This is a genomic window from Nostoc sp. FACHB-888, from assembly GCF_014696655.1.
Taxonomy (GTDB): domain Bacteria; phylum Cyanobacteriota; class Cyanobacteriia; order Cyanobacteriales; family Nostocaceae; genus Nostoc.
This window is the reverse complement of record NZ_JACJQM010000044.1, coordinates 1-18,801: the sequence shown is the minus strand read 5'-3', so window position 1 is coordinate 18,801 and position 18,801 is coordinate 1. Positions and strand designations below refer to the sequence as shown.

Below are 18,801 nucleotides of genomic sequence, written 5' to 3'. Positions count from 1 at the left end.
CAGTCTTGATGGGAGCGGTCTCTGTCGTGATGGGAGTGGTCTCAGTCTTGATGGGAGCGGTCTCTGTCTTCACGGGAGCGGTCTCTGTCGTGATGGAAGTGGTCTCTGTCTTGATGGGAGCGGTCTCTGTCTTCATGCTAAGGTGTACACACAAGTCTTCTAGAGTTGCACTACAGGCTTTTGATCCCCCCAACCCCCCTTAAAAAGGGGGGCAAAAAGCTCTCAAAGCTTAGGAAAAAACGGATACAAAGCTTTAAGGTTATCTCCCCCCAACCCCCCTTAAAAAGGGGGGCAAAAATCTCTCAAAGTCCCCCAATTTATCGGGGATTTAGGGGGGATCAATATACATTTTGCACCCAGCAAAAAGATGTGTGTACACCGTAGCTGTCTTCATGGAAGCGATGTCAGTTGTAATTTTCACAACTACAGCCTACAACTAACAAAAATCATCTTTCTGCCGACTGCGCCCTACTTGCATGATGTAATTATAGAAACAGCTAATATAAGGTAAATTATCTATGTTATGAGTAATCAGCAAGAGCCAGAAAATGTATCCTTTGACAATGAGCATTCATTGCAAACTCTGGTGCGAACAATTACTTTTTCTCAAGGAGAATTTTCGCTGATTTTGCTGCGCTGTAATTATGCTGCTTTACGTCAGCGTATGGTGGAACGTCTGCACCAATTATCTCCTATACATATTAGCGAAATTATTTTACCTGCATCAGTTAAAACGCTTTACACAAATATACGTGAACAAATTGGAGATGAACAGCCACCTGCATTGATGGTTTTTGGTTTGGAGTTGGTTAAAGATGTTGAGACAGTTCTAGCTTCGGCTAACCAAGTACGGGAGGAGTTTAAAAAGAATTTCCCGTTTCCGATATTGTTGTGGGTTAATGATTCAGTTCTGCAAAAGTTTATTCGATTGGCAACTGATTTAGAGAATTGGGCAACTATTATTGAGTTTGAAAACCCTACTGATGATTTAGTAAATCTTCTCCAGCAAAAGACTGATGAAATTTTTGCTGATGAAGTAACGCCTAATCCCCAAATGTGCCGGGAATTAGAAACCGCTCGTAAAGATTTGCAAAATCGAGGAGAAGTATTAGAACCAGCGCTTCAAGCAAGTTTAAAGTTTGTCCTTGGTTTAAATAATTATCTACATGACCAGATAGATTCTGCTTTGGCAGATTATCAACAAAGTTTGGGGTTTTGGCAGCAAAGTAACTATTTAGAACGACAAGGTATATTATTTGTTAATATTGCTTTGGCGTATAACCGCCAAGCTGAAAAAGATCAGACAGAAAATCAACGCTATTGGCATGAGTCTAAAAATTACCTTCAGCAAGCTATTGAGATTTTTGAACTAGCGCAACGTTCAGATTTAGTAGCAAAACATATTACTAAACTGGGTGAAGTTCTGCGACATCTGCAAGCATGGGCAGAGTTGCAAAGCCTTGTTGAGAAATCTCTGCCGCTACATCAGAATTATGGCACATCGTTGCAATTGGCTAAAGATTATGGTTTTTTGGCAGAGGTAGCTTTAGAGCAGTCGCGCTGGGATGAAGCTAATCAACTCGCAGGGCAAACATTACAAATATTAGCTGATATTCCTAATACTAAATCAGACGAATTTGGATTATATCGGTTTATTTTAGCTAAGTCGCAGCAGGCTTTAGGTCAAGTTAAAGCAGCAATTACTAATTTAGAAAGGGCAAAAAAAGAAAGTAATCATCACTACAACCCATATTTATATATATCTATATTAGAGAGGTTACGCTCACTCTACTTTGGGGAAGGTGAATATCTCAAAGCTTTTTATATTAAGCAAGAACAACTACAAATTGAACAGCAGTATGGTTTTCGCGCCTTTGTTGGTGCATCTTATCTTAACCCGCAACGACAGGCAATTAATTCTGCACAGTCGCAAGTCGAAAACCCGGAAAGAATTGCTCAAGAAATTGCCGCTTCTGGACGGGGACAAGATGTGAAGCGGTTGCGAGAAAGAATTGGCGGGACTGAGCATAAATTGACTGTAATTCATGGTCAGTCAGGAGTGGGGAAAAGTTCAATTTTGCAGGGTGGTTTAATTCCGGCGCTGCAACAAGAGGCAATTGGTGAGCGAGATGCTTTACCTATTTTGTTGCGAGTTTATACAGATTGGGTGGGGATGTTGGGGCAGTGTTTAGCTAAGGCTTTTGAGGAAGTCAGAGGTAAAGAATTATTTGCTAATCTTGATTCTTCAGCAGCGATTTTAGAACAATTACGGAGAAATGCTGACCGGAATTTGTTGACGGTTTTAATGTTTGACCAGTTTGAGGAGTTTTTCTTTGTTTATCCAGGCCAAGGTCAACGACGAGCATTTTATGAGTTTTTGCGAGTTTGTCTAGATATTTCTTTTGTCAAGGTAATTCTGTCTTTGCGGGAAGATTATTTACATTATTTATTAGAATTAGACCGTCTGTTTAATTTGACTGCAATTAATAATAATATTCTCGATAAAAATATTCGCTATTACTTGGGGAACTTTTCGCCAGCCGATGCGAAGGCAGTTGTGCAGAGTTTGACAGAACGCTCTCACTTTTACTTAGAGCCTGCATTAATTGATGAATTAGTGCGGGATTTAGCAGGGGAGTTGGGGGAGGTACGCCCGATTGAGTTACAAATTGTGGGGACGCAACTGCAAACTGAGAAAATTATAAGTTTAGATAGTTATCGTCAGTTTGGTACAAAAGAAAAACTGGTTGAGCGATTTTTAGAAGAAGTTATTCAAGATTGTGGTTCGGAGAATGAACAGGTTGCTCGACTGGTTTTATATTTACTTACAGATGAAAATGGTACTCGTCCCCTCAAGACTCGCGCTGAGTTAGCCGCAGATTTGGCAGTAGAAGCCGAGAAACTAGATTTGGTGTTAGAGATTTTTGTGGCATCAAGGTTAGTATTGCTGTTACCAGAATCGCCTGCTGACCGTTATCAACTGGTGCATGATTACCTTGTGTCGTTCATTCGCCAACAACAGGGTAATGAAATATTAGCAGAATTAGCTAGAGAGCGAGAACAACGCTTGCAAGCAGAAGAGAAGCTGAAGCTTGAACAAGATGCAAAGCAGATATTAGTTGATGCTCAACAAGAAGCTAACCGACAAGTTCGCCAAGGGCGGATGCGGTTGGCGGTGAGTTCTGGTTTAGCGGTATGTCTATTATTATTGGCAGGTATATCATCTTTATATGCATTGAGTCAAATTCAAGTCGCTAAAGATGCTGATGATGAAAAGCAACAGGCAGAAAATACAGTTAAAACGGCTCAAGCTGAATTGCAAGCTACGCAAAAAACACAGCTAGAATTACAGAAGAAAGCACAAGAATTAGAAACTAACAAGAAAGATGCAGAGAAAAAGTTTCAAGCAGCGCAGAAGAATCAGCAAGCCGCAGAAGTAAAATTTAAGGCAGCACAGGCAGATTTAGGGAGTGTAAAGCAGCAAGCAGCAGAATTACAAGATAAAAATTCTCAAGCAGAGGAAAAAATTCAAACAGCTAACGAACAAGTCAAAACGGCTGAAGAGAAAGCCCAACAGGCAAATAGACAACAACAGGAAGCAAAATCTAAAACTAAACAGGCTCAAACTATTTTGAGTCAAGCACAAGCAGCGCTAACAAAAGCATATCAAGATACACGCGCAGCAGAGACAGCACAAAAAGAAGCACAAAAGGGAACGGAATTAGAACGGGCTGGAGTTAATGCTTTAAGACAGTTTGAGTATACCGAGTTAGAATCGCTGGTGGCAGTAATGCAAAGTGGGAAAGAGTTAAAAACTCTGGTAAAAGATGGTCGCCCTTTAGAAAAATATCCAGCTATCAGCCCTATTTTTGCTTTGGATACTATTCTCAATAAAATTAAAGAACGTAACCAGTTCCAAGGGCATCAAGACGAAATCAATAGTGTGAGTTTCAGCCCGGACGGCAAAACCATCGCCACGGCATCATCTGACAACACAGCGCGGTTGTGGAACCTGGAGGAGAAACTGCTGCAAGAATTCAAAGGGCATCAAGGCGGTGTCTGGGGTGTGAGTTTCAGCCCGGACGGCAAAACCATTGCCACGGCATCATCTGACAACACTGCGCGGTTGTGGAACCTGGAAGGGAAACTGCTGCAAGAATTCAAAGGGCATCAAGACAAAATCAATAGTGTGAGTTTCAGCCCGGACGGCAAAACCATCGCCACGGCATCAGATGACAAGACAGCGCGGTTGTGGAACCTGGAAGGGAAACTGCTGACAGAATTCAAAGGGCATCTAGGCAGAGTCTTAAGTGTGAGTTTCAGCCCGGACGGCAAAACCATCGCCACGGCATCAGATGACAAGACAGCACGGTTGTGGAACCTGGAAGGGAAACTGCTGCAAGAATTCAAACAGTATCTAGGCAGTGTCTCAAGTGTGAGTTTCAGCCCGGACGGCAAAACCATCGCCACGGCATCATCTGACAGCACAGCGCAGTTGTGGAACCTAGAAGGGAAACTGCTGCAAGAATTCAAAGGGCATCAACTCGGTGTCTCAAGTGTAAGTTTCAGCCCGGACGGCAAAACTATTGGCACGGCATCACTTGACAACACAGCGCGGTTGTGGAACCTGGAAGGGAAACTGCTGCAAGAATTCAAAGGGCATCAAGGCTGGGTCTTAAGTGTAAGTTTCAGCCCGGACGGCAAAACCATCGCCACGGCTTCTTATGACAGCACAGCGCGGTTGTGGAACCTAGAAGGGAAACTGCTGCAAGAATTCAAAGGGCATCAAGGCGGTGTCTCAAGTGTAAGTTTCAGCCCGGACGGCAAAACCATTGGCACGGCATCACTTGACAACACAGCGCAGTTGTGGACGCTCAACGGGCAACTGCTGCAAGAATTCAAAGGGCATCAAGGCAGAGTCTGGGATGTGAGTTTCAGCCCGGATGGCAAAACCATTGGCACGGCATCACTTGACAACACAGCGCGGTTGTGGACGCTCAACGGGCAACTGCTACAAGAATTCAAAGGGCATCAAGGCTGGGTCTTAAGTGTGAGTTTCAGCCCGGACGGCAAAACCATCGCCACGGCTTCTTATGACAACACAGCGCGGTTGTGGTCTGTGGAGAATTTAGACCAATTGCTGGTGCGGGGTTGCAATTGGCTGCATGATTATTTGCAGAATAACCCGAATTTGAGTGAGAGCGACAAGCGTCTCTGCGATGATATTAAGTAATTCGTAATACTCGCCAAAGGCGAGAAGCAAGCTACGTAATTCGTAATTTTTAATTCGCAATACTCGCCTCCAGCAAGAAGCAAGCTACGCGTTAATTAACCGTAGCGAGCAGGATGCTTTCAATCCCACACCCGTCGCAAATTCAAGACAAAATCCGGCAACACCGCTTCACCCGACAATTCTCCCGGATTCTCCAACACTTCCACGTCCTTAGCCAGTCGATAAATTTCCACCCGTCGCTGCTGCGGATCGATTAACCAACCAAGTTTAGCGCCATTGTCGATATACTCCCTCAATTTATCTTGCAGGGACTTGAGGGTATCTGAACTAGAGCGTAACTCAACCACAAAATCGGGGCAGATATTAGCAAACGTTCCTTTTTGTGCCGAAGTAAGCGCCTGCCATCGTTCTCCACTCACCCAAGAGGCATCGGGGGAGCGAGTCGCACCATTGGGTAAAATGAAGCCTGTAGAAGAGTCAAAGACCTTACCAGGTTCACCCGCACTACGCCACCACAAATACAATTCGCCAGAAATACTCCAATTACGTTTGCCAGTTTCCCAGCCTGTTGGTGGGTTCGCTATTAATTCTCCTTGTGCGGTTCTTTCCAGTCTCAAGTCTCGGTTGGCTGCGGCTAAAGCAGCAAACTGTTCTTGGGTAACATACAGCCCAATCGACTTAGGCAACTCAATCAATAGGGTTTCGGTTTCTGGACTAGCGGGTGTTTGTACCATCTTGATCTCTTACCAATAAAGATTCGGTAAATGATGCCTACCCTATTAACTAACAAATTCTACAAGCTTTCTTAGCGTCCGCCTCCGGCACTGTACGATCGCCCAAGCACCTCGAACGCGATCGCAATTGCAGATATAACAGGCAACAGGCTTGAAAGTATTATGGTGTAAGGGTTTTAAGATAAGGTTATGTCTTAACCTTAACTGGCAACTGCTGTAATTATAAGCGATCGCCATCTCTTCTCTAACCCTTTTCTCTTCTCATAGAATGATCCAGAAGATTTGCTACGCCACTATGACTCTTCTATTCTGGGCGCAAATGCTTAGATAGTAAAAGGGTAAGCGATCGCTTTACTAGCACAATCATACACACTTTAAATATGTACAATAAAATTGCCGTGCAAGACAAAGCGAAAAATTATGCATCGCCGGATTAACATCACCTTGCCAGATGAGACAATTGAACTAATTGATCGAGTTATTAAAAAAGGCTATTCTCTAGAGGAGAGGCTACGCGATTCTCCAGAGGAGAGGCTACGCCAACGCAGTCGATTCATCAACGAAGCAGTGGAATATTATATTGCTCAAAAAGCCTTAGTGAATCTTAGAGAACAGTTAAAAGAGGGAGCCATCCAATGGGCGGAACGCGATTTAGAGTTGGTGAAGTTTTGAGGCGATGTCTTTCGACAAGCTGCTACGCGTCTACGCACTTTCTAGAATTATTGCACGCGATGCTTATATTACGAGGTAAACTACGCTACATTTTTAACTTGTGCTAAAGCGTTTGTCGTTTACGTCTTGGGAAGCTTTTTAGTTATATTCTCTAACAAACTGAGACGGCTAACTGGTAATAACTAACAGCTAATCATTATAAAAAAATTAGCAATTAGACATTAACAATTAGCCGTCAATCCCCTTGGGGAGTATTTAAAATTCAAAACTTAATTTTGAATTAGAGTGTAAACGCCTGTCAGAACCTTTTTTGCTAGATAGTAACTCTCAAGCACGCTCATCAAATTTAGTGTATGGACTACCGGATTTTATCCAGTATTGTTTTAAAGTATGATGAGGTGTATGTAAACTAGCTTTTGCCTGATACAAGATCACCTGGCGATGATCGCCCATCCAAATCTTATTAATCGGATCAACGGATATTACTGTTCCTCCTAAAGAAGCGACACATTCAGAAAATCTCTCAATGGTCGTGTATTCTAATGTCTCGAATATAAAAAAGTTGCCCGAACAAATCAAGTGGCGACTGCGAATCCAGCAGCGCATTTTTTTTTCAGCTTGTGGAGGTAACATTTTAGATTTAATAAATTCAAGCTGAATCAACATAAGGCGCTCACCGCACATAATTAATCAGCAAAACTTTCCCATTTTTCAAACCGCAAAGGGCTAAGAGGTTAACCCCTATATTTGCTCGTGGATTTTAATATCTATACCTCTATCTAGACTTATCTAAACAAATTTCTACCACCGCAGAGTTATTGACGGATAGAGGCTCGATGTTATAATGCACTTGCTCAAGGTGGGCAAATGCTAAATGATGATCGCTATGGTGCGATCGCGATCGCCCAATTGAAAATTCAAAGAATTCGGTAATTTCCATTAGAAAAGTGATTAAAAAAAGTAGCTTACAATTCAAGAGGTATCTTGGCTAAAAAGTTATTTTCCTAGCCTCTTTGATCATAACCGCATTCAGAAGTGCTAAGTGCTGTTAATGGATAGCTATGCTTGAGCCAGTGCTGACTTAGGAGTACTGAGTTCTTATTCGCCCGGTTGTTTTTAGCGCCCAGCCCATTTTTCATCTATACTTAAGCAAATCTAAGCAACTTCAGTGATAAGCTGTTACGCATTTAACTTGAACATTTACATGATGGCTAATGACTGATGACCGATGACTGATAACCGTCAACAGTTAACGACCGTAAAGAGTGTTTATACAATTTAGGCGCGCATCAGCTTAGTGATAATTTTGCTGCTTGTCCTATGAATGTTTTGCACATACTCAGACAGTTAGTTGTAGTTAACTACATCTTTAAGCTTGCGTAAACGGTTACGCAGATTAGCTTTTTGCATCGTTATGCCTTTACACATTCTGATACGATGCCGAAACCATATTTATTAAAATTTGTTAAGTTAAATAATACTAAAGTAGCCAGTGCGGAATCCTGTGCTGCTTTGATGCTAATTAGGATATTTGCTGCCAAAGAACCCCCTGACTTTCACGGCATCTGGAAAACCTCTCTCTAAATCTCTCTCCTAAAAGGAGAGAGACTTTGAATTTCCTCCTTCTCGCATCGGGAAAGGCAGGGCGGTTTGATACAAGCAGAGAAAAACTAAAACTGCGTTTCAAAGCCTCTCCCCCCGTGGGGGCTACAGTGTACACACATCTTTTTGCTGGGTGCCAAATGTGTATTGATCCTCCTAAATCCCCCTTAAAAAGGGGGACTTTGAGAGCTTTTTGCCCCCCTTTTTAAGCTACCGTGTATACACAAGTTGGATGTAAAGTAGGTGCAGAGTGTTTCACCATAAATGGTATATTGGCTCTTGACCCGACCGAGTACAAACTATGCATAAGCCCACAGGTGTCAAAAGTCGAGGTATTGTACTCAGTACTACAGTACAGGAAGGGAGAGTGGGCAGATGAACAAAAAATTTGTCCAAAGTAGTGTTTTTTCCCTATTTAAAGGCATACCTCTACGTCGCATTCTGGTAGCATTATTTCTGCTGCAAATATTGCTAGCTGTATTATTAACCGCACATTTATCAATCAGCAATGGGCAAAAGGCAATCAATGAGGTAGCTAGTGAATTGCGTTATGAAGTCGCTAATCGAGTAGAGCAGAATTTACAGACTTATCTCTCAACTTTGCGTCAACAACTGCGCGGTAATCAAAATGTTATTGATATTGGGTTGCTAAAGATGGAAAATCTGGCAACCTGGGAGCCATATTTAATAAAGCAGTTAGATATTTTTCCTGATGCCATTTTAACGGTAAGCAATGAACAGCAAGAACACCTAGCGGTGGAAAAGCTCAACGATCGCGAATTTTTGCTAAGATTTGCCGATAAGTCAACTGGGTACGACCTCTACACGTACAGAATTGACTCTCAAGGTCAACGTACCCAACTACCAGAGGTGATCAAAAACTATGATGCGCGATCGCGTCCTGATTATCAAGCAGCAGTTACCGCCAAAAAATTCACCTTTAGTCAAATTTTTCCATCCGTCACCGAACCAACGCTGCTGATTAGTGCATCTGAGCCTATATATAACTCCCAAGGCCAGTTACTTGGAGTCAACAATGCTCTAACTCGCATATCACAAATTGGGGATTTGCTACAAAATATTAAAGTTGGCAAGTCTGGGCAAGTTTTTATTATCGAGCGATCGGGGCTATTAGTCGCAAGTTCCACAACAGAAGAACCATTCCGCTTACAAAATGGTAAACCCACTCTGTTAGCGGCTTCCCAAAGCAGAAATTCTTTTACTCAAGCGATCGCTAAATATTTAACAACGAAATTTAGTAACTTTGACCAGATTCAAAGTTTACAGCAGCTAGATTTCTCCTTTGACGGCAAACGGCAATTTTTAGAAATTAGACCCTTACAGAGCGAACCAAATGTCAATTGGTTGATTATAGTGGCTGTCCCAGAAGCAGACTTTATGCGACAGATTGATCGCAACAATCAAACCACAATTCTCTGTCTGGGAGCATTGGTACTAGCTACTTTACTAGGGATTGTCACTGCCGATTGGATAACTCAGCCAATTTTGTATTTCAGCACGGCGACAAAAGATTTAGCTGATTTTACTAATGGCAAAGACTCAGTGATGATAGTACAGGGCATTAAAGAACTAGAGGTGCTGGGTGAATCTTTTAACGAGATGATGCAGCAGTTACGCAAAACTTTTACTGCACAGATTACCAAAAGTGAAGAGTTAGAATTGCAAGTTAAGCAGCGAACTCAAGAATTACAGCAAGAGATTCAAGAACGTATTAACAATGAGCGAAGACTTAGCCAGCATCATCAGGCGTTAGCAGAACTGGCAAATCACAGGGCAATTTCAGAAGGAAAGCTGGAAACGGCATTCAAAGTTATTACTGAGAAAGCAGCAAATGCTTTAGAAATAGAACGAGTTAGTGTTTGGTTATTTAATCGCAATGCCCACGACGGGATGCGCCAACGCACCAAACTACAATGTATAAGTCTCTATGAACGTAGCAATCAGAGACATTCGGCAGGTTTAGAACGCAACCTTGAAGATTATCCTATCTACTTTAAATCCCTAATATCTGCTCGGATCATTGCCGTCACCGATACTCGCACTGATCTACGGGTACAAGAATTATGGGATGAACTGCTAGAACCAAATAACATCCTATCCCTAATTAATACTTCCATTTGGGTTGGAGGGGAAGTGGTGGGAATGGTATTGTATGAGCAGATTGGGATTACGCGGACATGGGAACTGAGCGAGCAAAACTTTGTTAGCTCAATAGCTGAATTTGTCACCCTAACTTTAGAAGTCTGCAATCGCAAAAATGCAGAATCCTCTCTGCATGAGGCTAAAGAAGCTGCCGAAATCGCAAATCGTGCTAAAAGCACCTTTTTAGGAAACATCAGCCATGAACTGAGGACTCCCTTAAGCTCCATTCTTGGAATCACACAGGCACTCCAAGATCAAGTGTACGGCCCTGTAAATGAAGAACAACGCCAGTCCCTAAATACCCTCGAATTCAGTGCTAAGAATTTACTAGAATTAATTAACAATATCCTTGAGCTTACCGACATAGAATCCAGCAAGATAGAGCTGCAACTAGCTTCCACTTCGATTCAAGGATTATGTGACTCTAGCTTGAGTTTTGTCAAACATTTAGCATTACAGAAGAATATCCACCTAAGTTTACAAATTCCTGATGAACTTGAACACATTCAAGTTGATGAGCGCCGCATCCGCCAAGTATTTATTAACCTGTTAACTAATGCTATTAAGTTTACTCACGACGGAGGTAAAGTTTGGATTGAAGTCCAGCCAAATCCTACAAACGAATATATCTTTTTCAGTGTGGTAGATACAGGTATTGGGATGCTTTCTGATGATCTTTTCAAATTATTTCAACCTTTTGTGCAGGTTGAAAATGCCTCCACCTCTCGTTCCACAGGCACTGGTTTAGGATTAGTGATGGTGCAAAGAATTGTCGAGTTGCACGGTGGTACTGTCCATGCTGAAAGCCAGTTAGGCAAAGGGAGTCGATTTACGGTCAAACTTCCGTGGAAAAGGTACTAGTCTGAGAACAAAAACAGTTAGCTTTTAACTTCTATTCAATTTATTCTCAGCCAATTCTCAGCTAAAGGGTTAATACTAATAAACAACAGAGGGCTTCGATTTCCTGATCCATCTAATACCAATTCACAAAAATCCTGATACATATAGATTTCTCGTTAGGGCATGGCATTGCCATGCCCCTACCAGGGTATTTGTATCATTATTAAAGTGAAATAGTATAACACCTCTTAACCTTAAGTAGCTGAATTCTCCTTCTATTAATATCATGTCCACATAATTAATTACAATTCCTACGCTTTGGCGGAGTGGGGTTATTCAGGTTTAATAAGCAATCAAGCGGACATGACATAACACCTAATATCTCAATTCTCATTTTTTAGTTTGTCAAATATTAATTCAAGGAATTCCAATCATGAATCTCAAAACAATTATTACCACTGCTACTTTAACAGGTTTAGTTGCTATTAGTGGTGCTGCACTGAATACGATTAACTCACAATCAAATCAAGCATTTGCAAAAGAAGCAAAAGTAATGACTGCACAAGCCGCATCGAAAGCAGACATGAAAGATGCAACTGGTTTAACTATTACTCAAAAAATTGAAATGCTGACTAAACATAAAGGAATGTTTGGTAGCGGTGACGAACTACGTCGTTATTTCTTCGGGGATTTGGAACCAATTGCCGTCCAACCTGGTGGTGCAGGTATGGTTGTAAATTTATACAACAAAGCTAGCAAAACCACATTTGCTTATTGTGCAACTTATGATGTAGTTGTTGCAGTTAAAGCTGGTAAAATCGAAAAATTCGAGGCTAGTGAAGTGAAGTAACTTATAGCTGGTTTATTAATTGATATAGCAATAAAAAAGCTTTCATAAAAAGATAACTTCTGTAGGGACTTAGTAATATTAAGTCTCTACAGTTTATTTTTTTTCAACGTTTGGTTAAGATGGTGATATATCCGAATAAGATCACATTCCTTTAAATCCAATTTCACTCTCAACTTCTTTTAATTTTGCTATCGAATCATTCTGTGACTGTTGGGTTTGTAGAGATTGTTTTTGTGAAATTCCAAATTGGCTGAGAATAATACCAAGCAAAATTACTACTCCACCAACATACTGGGCAAAAGTTGGAGTCTCACCCAAAATCAAATAAGCTACAACAACTGCAATAATAGGAGTAAAAGAGCCAATTAAGGAAGCTTGAGCTACACTAGTAGCCCTTAAGCCAGTAACCCAACATGACTGACCAACTACTACAATTATAGGGCCGTAAATTAACATCCATTTCCACAGAAAAGGTGAGAATATATCTATGAAATGATTTTGCCCGTATAGAATTAAGGCGAGGAAAAAAAATATTATTGTTCCCAGAACTGTACGGTAAATACTATAAATTCCCAAAGGGACTCCTGAGAGTTTTTTCTTACTAATAATTGTAGAGACAGCCAAAGCAACAGATGCGATCGCAGTCAAAATTTCCCCAGTCCCAAAGCTGAACAAATCTTTCATCTCTACCATGCTTTGAAGATTACTTGGCAATGAGATGGTGAGGAATACCCCAAAAAAAGATGCGATCGCACCAACTATTTCCCAAAAATTAACTCGCTCTCGCAGCAACCAAAAAGAAAAAGCCAAAATTAAAGGTGGTTCTAACCTACCAATTAAAACGACATTATTAACGTCAGTTATCGCTAGTGCTTGGAAAATTAAACCAGGAGCAAGTGCCCCACCGATAATTGAAGCAATGGTAAGATATAACCATTGATTTTGGGAAATTTGCTGTAATCTACTTAGTCTACATTGTCGTCCATAGACGATTAATAATACTAGTAAAGCGCAGATATTCCCTACAAATAAAACATTACAAAGCGAAATCGGATTGCGACCATTCACATATTTTTCTGCACCAATTTCTGTAAGCTTGCGAGTGACAGAATTTGCAGCGCCAAAAATGATAATGGCACACCATAAATAAAATTGACCGGGTAATTTACGTATAAGCAAAAGACGTGATATCTGCATTGAACCTTAAATAATAGGTAATTAAAGCTGATTTTAATTTGATACTCACCTAAATTGTGCAAAGCTTTGTGTTACATTACCACTTGTCAATCTTATAGATATATTGGTCTTCAGTCATCGGTCATCAGCCTTCATGTAAATGTCCAAGTTAAATACGTAACAGCTCATTTGTTCTAATCACCATGCAACAGCTATTTCCTGGAGAGGTATTTGCCAATACTGCTGATTTTGACACTGGTATTCGCCAACTTTTACCGAGATACGATGAGATGTTGGAAGTAATTACCCGTTGTGTGCCTTCCACAAGTCGGCGTATTTTAGAATTAGGGTGTGGGACAGGCGAACTTAGTCTAAAAATACTTAATCGTTGCCCAAATGCCCAAGTAATTGCCCTAGATTACTCACCTCGAATGCTGCAATTTGCCCAAGATAAACTCACAGTAGCAGGATATCAAAAACACTGGACTGGTATACAAGCAGACTTTGGCGACTGGGCAGATAATCCAGAGAAGTTAGATATTGGTAGCGGATTTGATGCTTGTGTCTCATCCTTGGCAATCCACCATCTCCAAGACGAGATGAAATTGAAGTTATTTAGGCGAATTACTGCTAGCCTCAGTAAAGACGGCTGTTTTTGGGATGCAGACCCCATTTTACCGGAATCACCAGCCTTAGCAGAAGTTTATAAGGCGGCACGAGAGGAATGGTCAATTCAACAGGGAACTAATTTAACCGATATTCGCGCGAAGCTTGCTACAACTAGCACTCAAGGTTACTCCGGTCAAGACCAGCTAGCTAGCTTAGATGCTCATTTACAAATGTTAAGCAAAGCTGGATTTAAGATAGTTGCAGTCCCTTGGAAATATTATGGTCTAGCGGTGTTTGGTGGCTGGCTGTGAAAATTTTAGGTTTTGAATACTTGAATTTGGGATTTAACTGTCTCCAATGGGTATTCATAGCATTAAGAGCTTCATAGTAACGAAACAGCAATAAATAACATGATTTCTCTTGATGAGAATTAATATATAAACGCATTAGGTCTGTAAAGGAGGTTTTGCTAACTAACACAAGGATTTTTACTGAAACTTGCGATATATAAGCTTGTCTTGTGTTTTATGCAATATTTTCACATTAGAAGTACCCGTGAGGGTACTATCAATCCTCTATAGACCTATCTGAAAATACAGAGTAGAAAATTTTATTCAGAAAACAAGCCAGGAATACGCTATTTGAATTCGTTTTTCTGCTCGTTTCAAAGGTGAAATTAAAGCCACTGTTTGCCATAAATTAGTTTCAAAAGGAGAATATCTTGGATGGCTCGAAATAAAAAGAAATCAGCCCGGTTCAAGTATGAGCATCCACTTGACTCTAGATGCCCTATTTGTTGTATTATTCCGCCCCATATGCTGGAAAATGTCGTGGTGAATGGCAACCCCCAGCAGCGTAGTTGGGCTTTTCAGACATTAAATGTTTCGGCACAGTTTCGTGGACGAAGAGATGTCATAGGTTCTGTCTCATTTGCACCTTCCCCGGGTGAAATGCGCCGTACCATCTACGATGCAAAACATGGCCAGCAACTTCCTGGTACACTAGTGCGCGGTGAGGGAGATCCTCCCAGCAGTGATGCAGCAGTTAATGAAGCCTACGATGCTGCTGGTGCTACTTATGAATTATTTTATGAGATATTCGATCGCAATTCGATTGACGACAAAGGACTACGTTTAGACTCCACCGTGCATTATGGCGTTAAATATGACAACGCCTTTTGGAACGGCGACCAAATGGTTTATGGTGATGGCGATGGAGAAATGTTTCAATGCTTCACCAAGTCAATTGATGTTATTGGGCATGAATTAGTTCATGGTATAACTCAGTATGAAGCGGGTTTACAGTATTATGGCGAACCTGGGGCGCTGAATGAGTCGTTTTCTGATGTCTTTGGTTCTCTGGTGAAACAAAAGACCAAAAATCAGACTGCACAAGAGGCAGACTGGCTGATTGGTGAAGGTCTTTTAGTACCGACTGTTAAAGGTGTTGCCCTGCGCTCCTTGAAAGCACCGGGGACAGCATACGATGATCCAGTATTGGGTAAAGATCCTCAACCAGGTCATATGAAAGATAAATATACTGGTGTTGAAGATAACGCTGGAGTGCATATCAATTCAGGAATTCCTAACCATGCCTTTTATCTAGCGGCTGTTGAGATTGGTGGCTATGCTTGGGAAAGAGTTGGTAAAATCTGGTACATAGCTTTACGCGATCGCTTGCGTGCCAAAGCAGATTTTAAAAAAGCTGCCAATGTCACCATTCAAGTTGCTGGTGAACTCTACGGTAATGACAGTCATGAGCAAAAAGCTGTGCAAAACGCTTGGCAAAAGGTAGGAGTTATTTAGAGTTAGGAGTTAAGAGTGAGGAGTTAGGAATAAATAGTTAATACCTTACACTGCCTCACTCAACACTTGAGACTGATAAATCTGTTGTTTATTGTTGGTAAACTGGGAACCGAGAACTATTATCTCCCGGTTTAAGTATTTATCCCAACTAAATAGCACAACGGAGAACAAAACAATGCGGATATCCTTTGAACGCACGGGCGGCTTTGCTGGGATTACCAAGAAAACAACCGTTGATACAGCCACTCTCTCACCAACCGAAGCTAGCACCCTTCCCCGACTGGTTGAAGCTGCTGATTTATTTAGGCTACCTGAACACATTACCTCGCCAAATCCTCAGAGCGATCGCTTTCAGTATAAGTTAACAGTAGAAGATAACGGTAAGCAGCATACAGTGACTGTCAGTGAAGCAGCGTTGCCAGGAACCTTAAGACCCCTAATTGAATGGCTACAAACCATAGCACAAAAAAGGTAATTTGCGGAATTAACAATTGAATTTTTAGAGAAAAATCCAGTCAACACAATATAAAATTGAATGCCTAAAGAGAAGCATATAACTAGGAGAATGCGAAGTCGTGGGCGAAGAAAATATAAATTTTAATTCCGCAGAAGAAAACCAAACTGATGATTTTTTGCACGTAGCATCTGTAAAAGAGGATTGGGGTGGAGACGGCAGAGGGCGCATGAATTTATCAGGAAGGCGTACAGCAATCTCAAAAGAGTATGTACCTCGCCAGTACCAATACTTTGATACAAATGCCTTACCAGAAGAACACGGTTGGCGAGTCAGTGGAATGCCAGATAACGTAGCATTTGGTAGTAGGCGATCACTTACTTGGCATGACAGTGGGGCATCAACGTCTAGAGTTGTAATACCACGGCAGTTTGAAGCACCGTCTGGCTTCTTTACTTCTGATTTGGAGATTTTTGTACTCAAGGGTGCAATCCAATTGGGAGAGTGGCAGTTAAGCAAGCATGGCTACTCCTTTATCCCCGCAGGAGTAAGAGTAGGCCCTTGGAAAGTGTTAGGTAATGAGGAAGCAGAAATCCTCTGGATGCAAAATGGCTCTCTCAAATATAAAAATGCAATAAATGATCATCCAGATGCTAGGTTAAGTGGCTTCATCCCAGCATTGGATAGCAAATTGCTACCGTGGGGCAATACAGAAACAGTTCAATTTGTGCAAGCAAATAAAAAGTGGTTAAGGAAGGATAGTAACGGGGGTGGAGTTTGGCTGCTTGCTATCTTGCCACATTATGATGGTAAGTCCCCAATGATTCAATGTTATAACGAGGAAGGGTATTGCCTAGCTGGATACTGTGATATTGGAAACTACAAATTTATAAAGGACTACTTTGGCTATATCCCCAGCTTTACCACCTCTCCTTGGCATAGAACAGACGATGGTTGCTTATTCTTTATCCGTGTTGATAGGAATTTATCACAAGTTGGAACAGTCTTGTCATATCCCCACTAATTAATACATAGTTTGTAAACAGCAAGGTTTCTATGTAAACACTCTAGAAGACCTTTTTAAATAGCGTCCAATAGGAGAACCTAAAACTTGCCCATCGTTGTAAATCAAATTTCCACGCAAAAAAGTACTTTTTACCCTTCCAGTTAACTCCACCCCTTCAAAAGGTGTATAACCTTGTTGTGACTCCGACTCAGCCGCACGTACTACAAAGCTTTCATTAGGGTCTACCAACACCAAATCAGCATCATAGCCAATACCAATATCACCTTTTTCTAACAAACCAAAGCGTCGGGAGGGGTTCCAAGATAGTAATTTAGCCATGTGATTGTAGGACATCCCCCGCTTACTACCTTCACTAAATACACCAGAAAGTAAATATTCTGTACCGCCAAAACCAGACTTTGCTAACCAAATATTATTCGGGTCTTTAGCACTTCTTTTTTGTTCAGCAGAACAGCAAGCGTGGTCGCTAACTATCCAATCTACTTGATTGTTGAGTACTGCTTGCCATAAGTATTCCACATCAGCACGGGGACGAATAGGAGGGTTGACTTTTGCCCAAATTGTATTGGGAGTATCGACATCTAATAGCAAATGTCCGATAGTAACTTCTCGCCGAAAATTGATATGAGGAAAAGCACTTTGCATAGTCAAAGCTGCTTCCATTGCTTTACGCGAACTCAGGTGCAACAAATTGATATTTGCACAGTTAGTCTCATGCGCTAAATAAGAAGCGATGCAAATTGCTAAACCTTCGGAATGAGGCGGACGCGCTGCACTGTAAGCGTGTAATCCGCTCAGACTAGAATCGTTTTCAACTATTTTGGTGTAGGCGTTGAGGATTTCTGCAACTTCGCAATGCAAACTCAAGCTGATAGTATCTCGCGCTTCTGGATGTGCTTCCATCAAGCGAGTTAGACCACGCATAATAAATTCAAAATGGGCAAAGTCGTACCGTTCCTCTTTATTAATCATCAAAAAGAGGTTTTGCTGGTCTGACAAACCATGCAAGCCATATCCGCCATAAAACATGAAGATTTTAAACGAAGATACACCGTGTTCTTCAAACAATAAAGGTATTTCGTCAATATGCTGGCTAGCTATAGGTGCGATGTGATAGCTGTAATCTACAAAAAAATTACCTGCGGATAACGCCAACACCTCTGGAAAAAAATCGCGGTAGGAGCCGCCTTTGTTAAGATAATACTGCCCTGTACGGATGTAATTTAAGCTAGTAGTCACGCCTCCCATTGCGGCTGCTTTGGTTTCAGTTACAGCATCTTTGTCGAGAGGTTGATAGATACCTATGTGCATATGGGCATCTACGACTCCAGGAAAGCCTAACAGGCTTTTGCCATCAAATACCTCTTTACCTGTGTCTGGGCTGATATTAGGGGCAATCTGAGCAAATTTTCCATCTTTAATGCCTAAATCAAGTAGTTCGATTGCATCCTTATGGGGACGAACTACCCGCACATTTTTGATAATTTGATCTAATACAGGAGTTTCAGACACAGTAGACCTCCCACTAAAATGAGTAGACCTCTTGCAAAATTACTTTTATGTTATAGTCAAGGGTTTGCATTTTGGAATTGCTAAATTTAACTCATAGTTATAAATTGCTGCTAGTAAGTTACAA

The 18,801-nt window shown here is 41.3% G+C and carries 13 protein-coding genes; 8 read left to right on the top strand and 5 right to left on the bottom strand.

What is annotated here, in order from left to right; translation table 11 throughout:
- Positions 1-523: 523 nt before the first annotated feature.
- The gene (locus H6G26_RS23455; protein WP_190731654.1) at positions 524-5,233 is read left to right on the top strand and encodes a hypothetical protein; all 4,710 of its coding nucleotides are present in this window, start codon (positions 524-526) and stop codon (positions 5,231-5,233) included.
- Positions 5,234-5,352: 119 nt separating this feature from the next.
- On the opposite strand, the gene H6G26_RS23450 is transcribed toward H6G26_RS23455, so the two are convergent.
- The gene (locus H6G26_RS23450; RefSeq protein ID WP_190731652.1) at positions 5,353-5,967 is read right to left on the bottom strand and encodes a Uma2 family endonuclease; all 615 of its coding nucleotides are present in this window, start codon (positions 5,965-5,967) and stop codon (positions 5,353-5,355) included.
- A 420-nt stretch (positions 5,968-6,387) separates the two neighbouring features.
- On the opposite strand from H6G26_RS23450, the gene H6G26_RS23445 reads away from it, so the two are divergent.
- Positions 6,388-6,639: a hypothetical protein gene (locus tag H6G26_RS23445; RefSeq protein WP_190731650.1), complete on the top strand. Its 252-nt coding sequence runs from the start codon at positions 6,388-6,390 to the stop codon at positions 6,637-6,639.
- A 327-nt stretch (positions 6,640-6,966) separates the two neighbouring features.
- Here the strand turns inward: H6G26_RS23445 and H6G26_RS23440 are convergent, their stop codons facing one another.
- Together H6G26_RS23440 and H6G26_RS23435 are read right to left on the bottom strand one after the other, a co-directional pair.
- A complete protein-coding gene (locus H6G26_RS23440; RefSeq protein ID WP_190731648.1) occupies positions 6,967-7,305 on the bottom strand; it encodes a CpeR family transcriptional regulator in 339 nt (112 codons plus the stop codon).
- A gap of 109 nt (positions 7,306-7,414) precedes the next feature.
- A complete protein-coding gene (locus H6G26_RS23435; RefSeq protein ID WP_190731646.1) occupies positions 7,415-7,579 on the bottom strand; it encodes a phycobiliprotein lyase in 165 nt (54 codons plus the stop codon).
- 1,037 nt (positions 7,580-8,616) lie between these two features.
- On the opposite strand from H6G26_RS23435, the gene H6G26_RS23430 reads away from it, so the two are divergent.
- Both H6G26_RS23430 and H6G26_RS23425 read left to right on the top strand, forming a co-directional pair.
- On the top strand, positions 8,617-11,265 hold the full coding sequence (locus H6G26_RS23430) for an ATP-binding protein (protein ID WP_190731644.1): 2,649 nt from the start codon (positions 8,617-8,619) through the stop codon (positions 11,263-11,265).
- Between the two features lie 412 nt (positions 11,266-11,677).
- On the top strand, positions 11,678-12,094 hold the full coding sequence (locus tag H6G26_RS23425) for a hypothetical protein (protein WP_190731642.1): 417 nt from the start codon (positions 11,678-11,680) through the stop codon (positions 12,092-12,094).
- A 141-nt stretch (positions 12,095-12,235) separates the two neighbouring features.
- Here H6G26_RS23425 and H6G26_RS23420 read toward each other — a convergent pair whose 3' ends face one another.
- Complete coding sequence (locus H6G26_RS23420) at positions 12,236-13,291, bottom strand: DMT family transporter (RefSeq protein ID WP_190731640.1); 1,056 nt, start codon at positions 13,289-13,291, stop codon at positions 12,236-12,238.
- A 182-nt stretch (positions 13,292-13,473) separates the two neighbouring features.
- On the opposite strand from H6G26_RS23420, the gene H6G26_RS23415 reads away from it, so the two are divergent.
- The 4 genes from H6G26_RS23415 to H6G26_RS23400 all read left to right on the top strand — a co-directional run bounded on the left by H6G26_RS23415 (position 13,474) and on the right by H6G26_RS23400 (position 17,162).
- Positions 13,474-14,190, top strand: coding sequence for a class I SAM-dependent methyltransferase (locus H6G26_RS23415; protein ID WP_190731638.1), 717 nt, complete (start codon positions 13,474-13,476; stop codon positions 14,188-14,190).
- 414 nt (positions 14,191-14,604) lie between these two features.
- Positions 14,605-15,684, top strand: a complete 1,080-nt coding sequence (locus tag H6G26_RS23410; RefSeq protein ID WP_190731636.1) for a M4 family metallopeptidase — start codon at positions 14,605-14,607, stop codon at positions 15,682-15,684.
- Between the two features lie 175 nt (positions 15,685-15,859).
- Positions 15,860-16,159 (top strand): protealysin inhibitor emfourin, encoded by a 300-nt coding sequence (locus H6G26_RS23405; RefSeq protein WP_190731633.1) that lies wholly within the window; start codon positions 15,860-15,862, stop codon positions 16,157-16,159.
- A gap of 100 nt (positions 16,160-16,259) precedes the next feature.
- Entirely contained in the window at positions 16,260-17,162 is a 903-nt protein-coding gene (locus H6G26_RS23400; protein ID WP_347242497.1) for a DUF4437 domain-containing protein, read from the top strand.
- Between the two features lie 30 nt (positions 17,163-17,192).
- Here the strand turns inward: H6G26_RS23400 and H6G26_RS23395 are convergent, their stop codons facing one another.
- Positions 17,193-18,677, bottom strand: coding sequence for an amidohydrolase family protein (locus tag H6G26_RS23395; protein WP_190731631.1), 1,485 nt, complete (start codon positions 18,675-18,677; stop codon positions 17,193-17,195).
- Positions 18,678-18,801 lie beyond the last annotated feature (124 nt).

Bases quoted from the DNA above. Each gene is read 5' to 3' on its own strand.
- H6G26_RS23455 (WP_190731654.1), top strand. From the start codon at position 524: ATGAGTAATCAGCAAGAGCCAGAAAATGTATCCTTTGACAATGAGCAT.
- H6G26_RS23450 (WP_190731652.1), bottom strand. From the start codon at position 5,967: ATGGTACAAACACCCGCTAGTCCAGAAACCGAAACCCTATTGATTGAG.
- H6G26_RS23445 (WP_190731650.1), top strand. From the start codon at position 6,388: ATGCATCGCCGGATTAACATCACCTTGCCAGATGAGACAATTGAACTA.
- H6G26_RS23440 (WP_190731648.1), bottom strand. From the start codon at position 7,305: ATGTTGATTCAGCTTGAATTTATTAAATCTAAAATGTTACCTCCACAA.
- H6G26_RS23435 (WP_190731646.1), bottom strand. From the start codon at position 7,579: ATGGAAATTACCGAATTCTTTGAATTTTCAATTGGGCGATCGCGATCG.
- H6G26_RS23430 (WP_190731644.1), top strand. From the start codon at position 8,617: ATGAACAAAAAATTTGTCCAAAGTAGTGTTTTTTCCCTATTTAAAGGC.
- H6G26_RS23425 (WP_190731642.1), top strand. From the start codon at position 11,678: ATGAATCTCAAAACAATTATTACCACTGCTACTTTAACAGGTTTAGTT.
- H6G26_RS23420 (WP_190731640.1), bottom strand. From the start codon at position 13,291: ATGCAGATATCACGTCTTTTGCTTATACGTAAATTACCCGGTCAATTT.
- H6G26_RS23415 (WP_190731638.1), top strand. From the start codon at position 13,474: ATGCAACAGCTATTTCCTGGAGAGGTATTTGCCAATACTGCTGATTTT.
- H6G26_RS23410 (WP_190731636.1), top strand. From the start codon at position 14,605: ATGGCTCGAAATAAAAAGAAATCAGCCCGGTTCAAGTATGAGCATCCA.
- H6G26_RS23405 (WP_190731633.1), top strand. From the start codon at position 15,860: ATGCGGATATCCTTTGAACGCACGGGCGGCTTTGCTGGGATTACCAAG.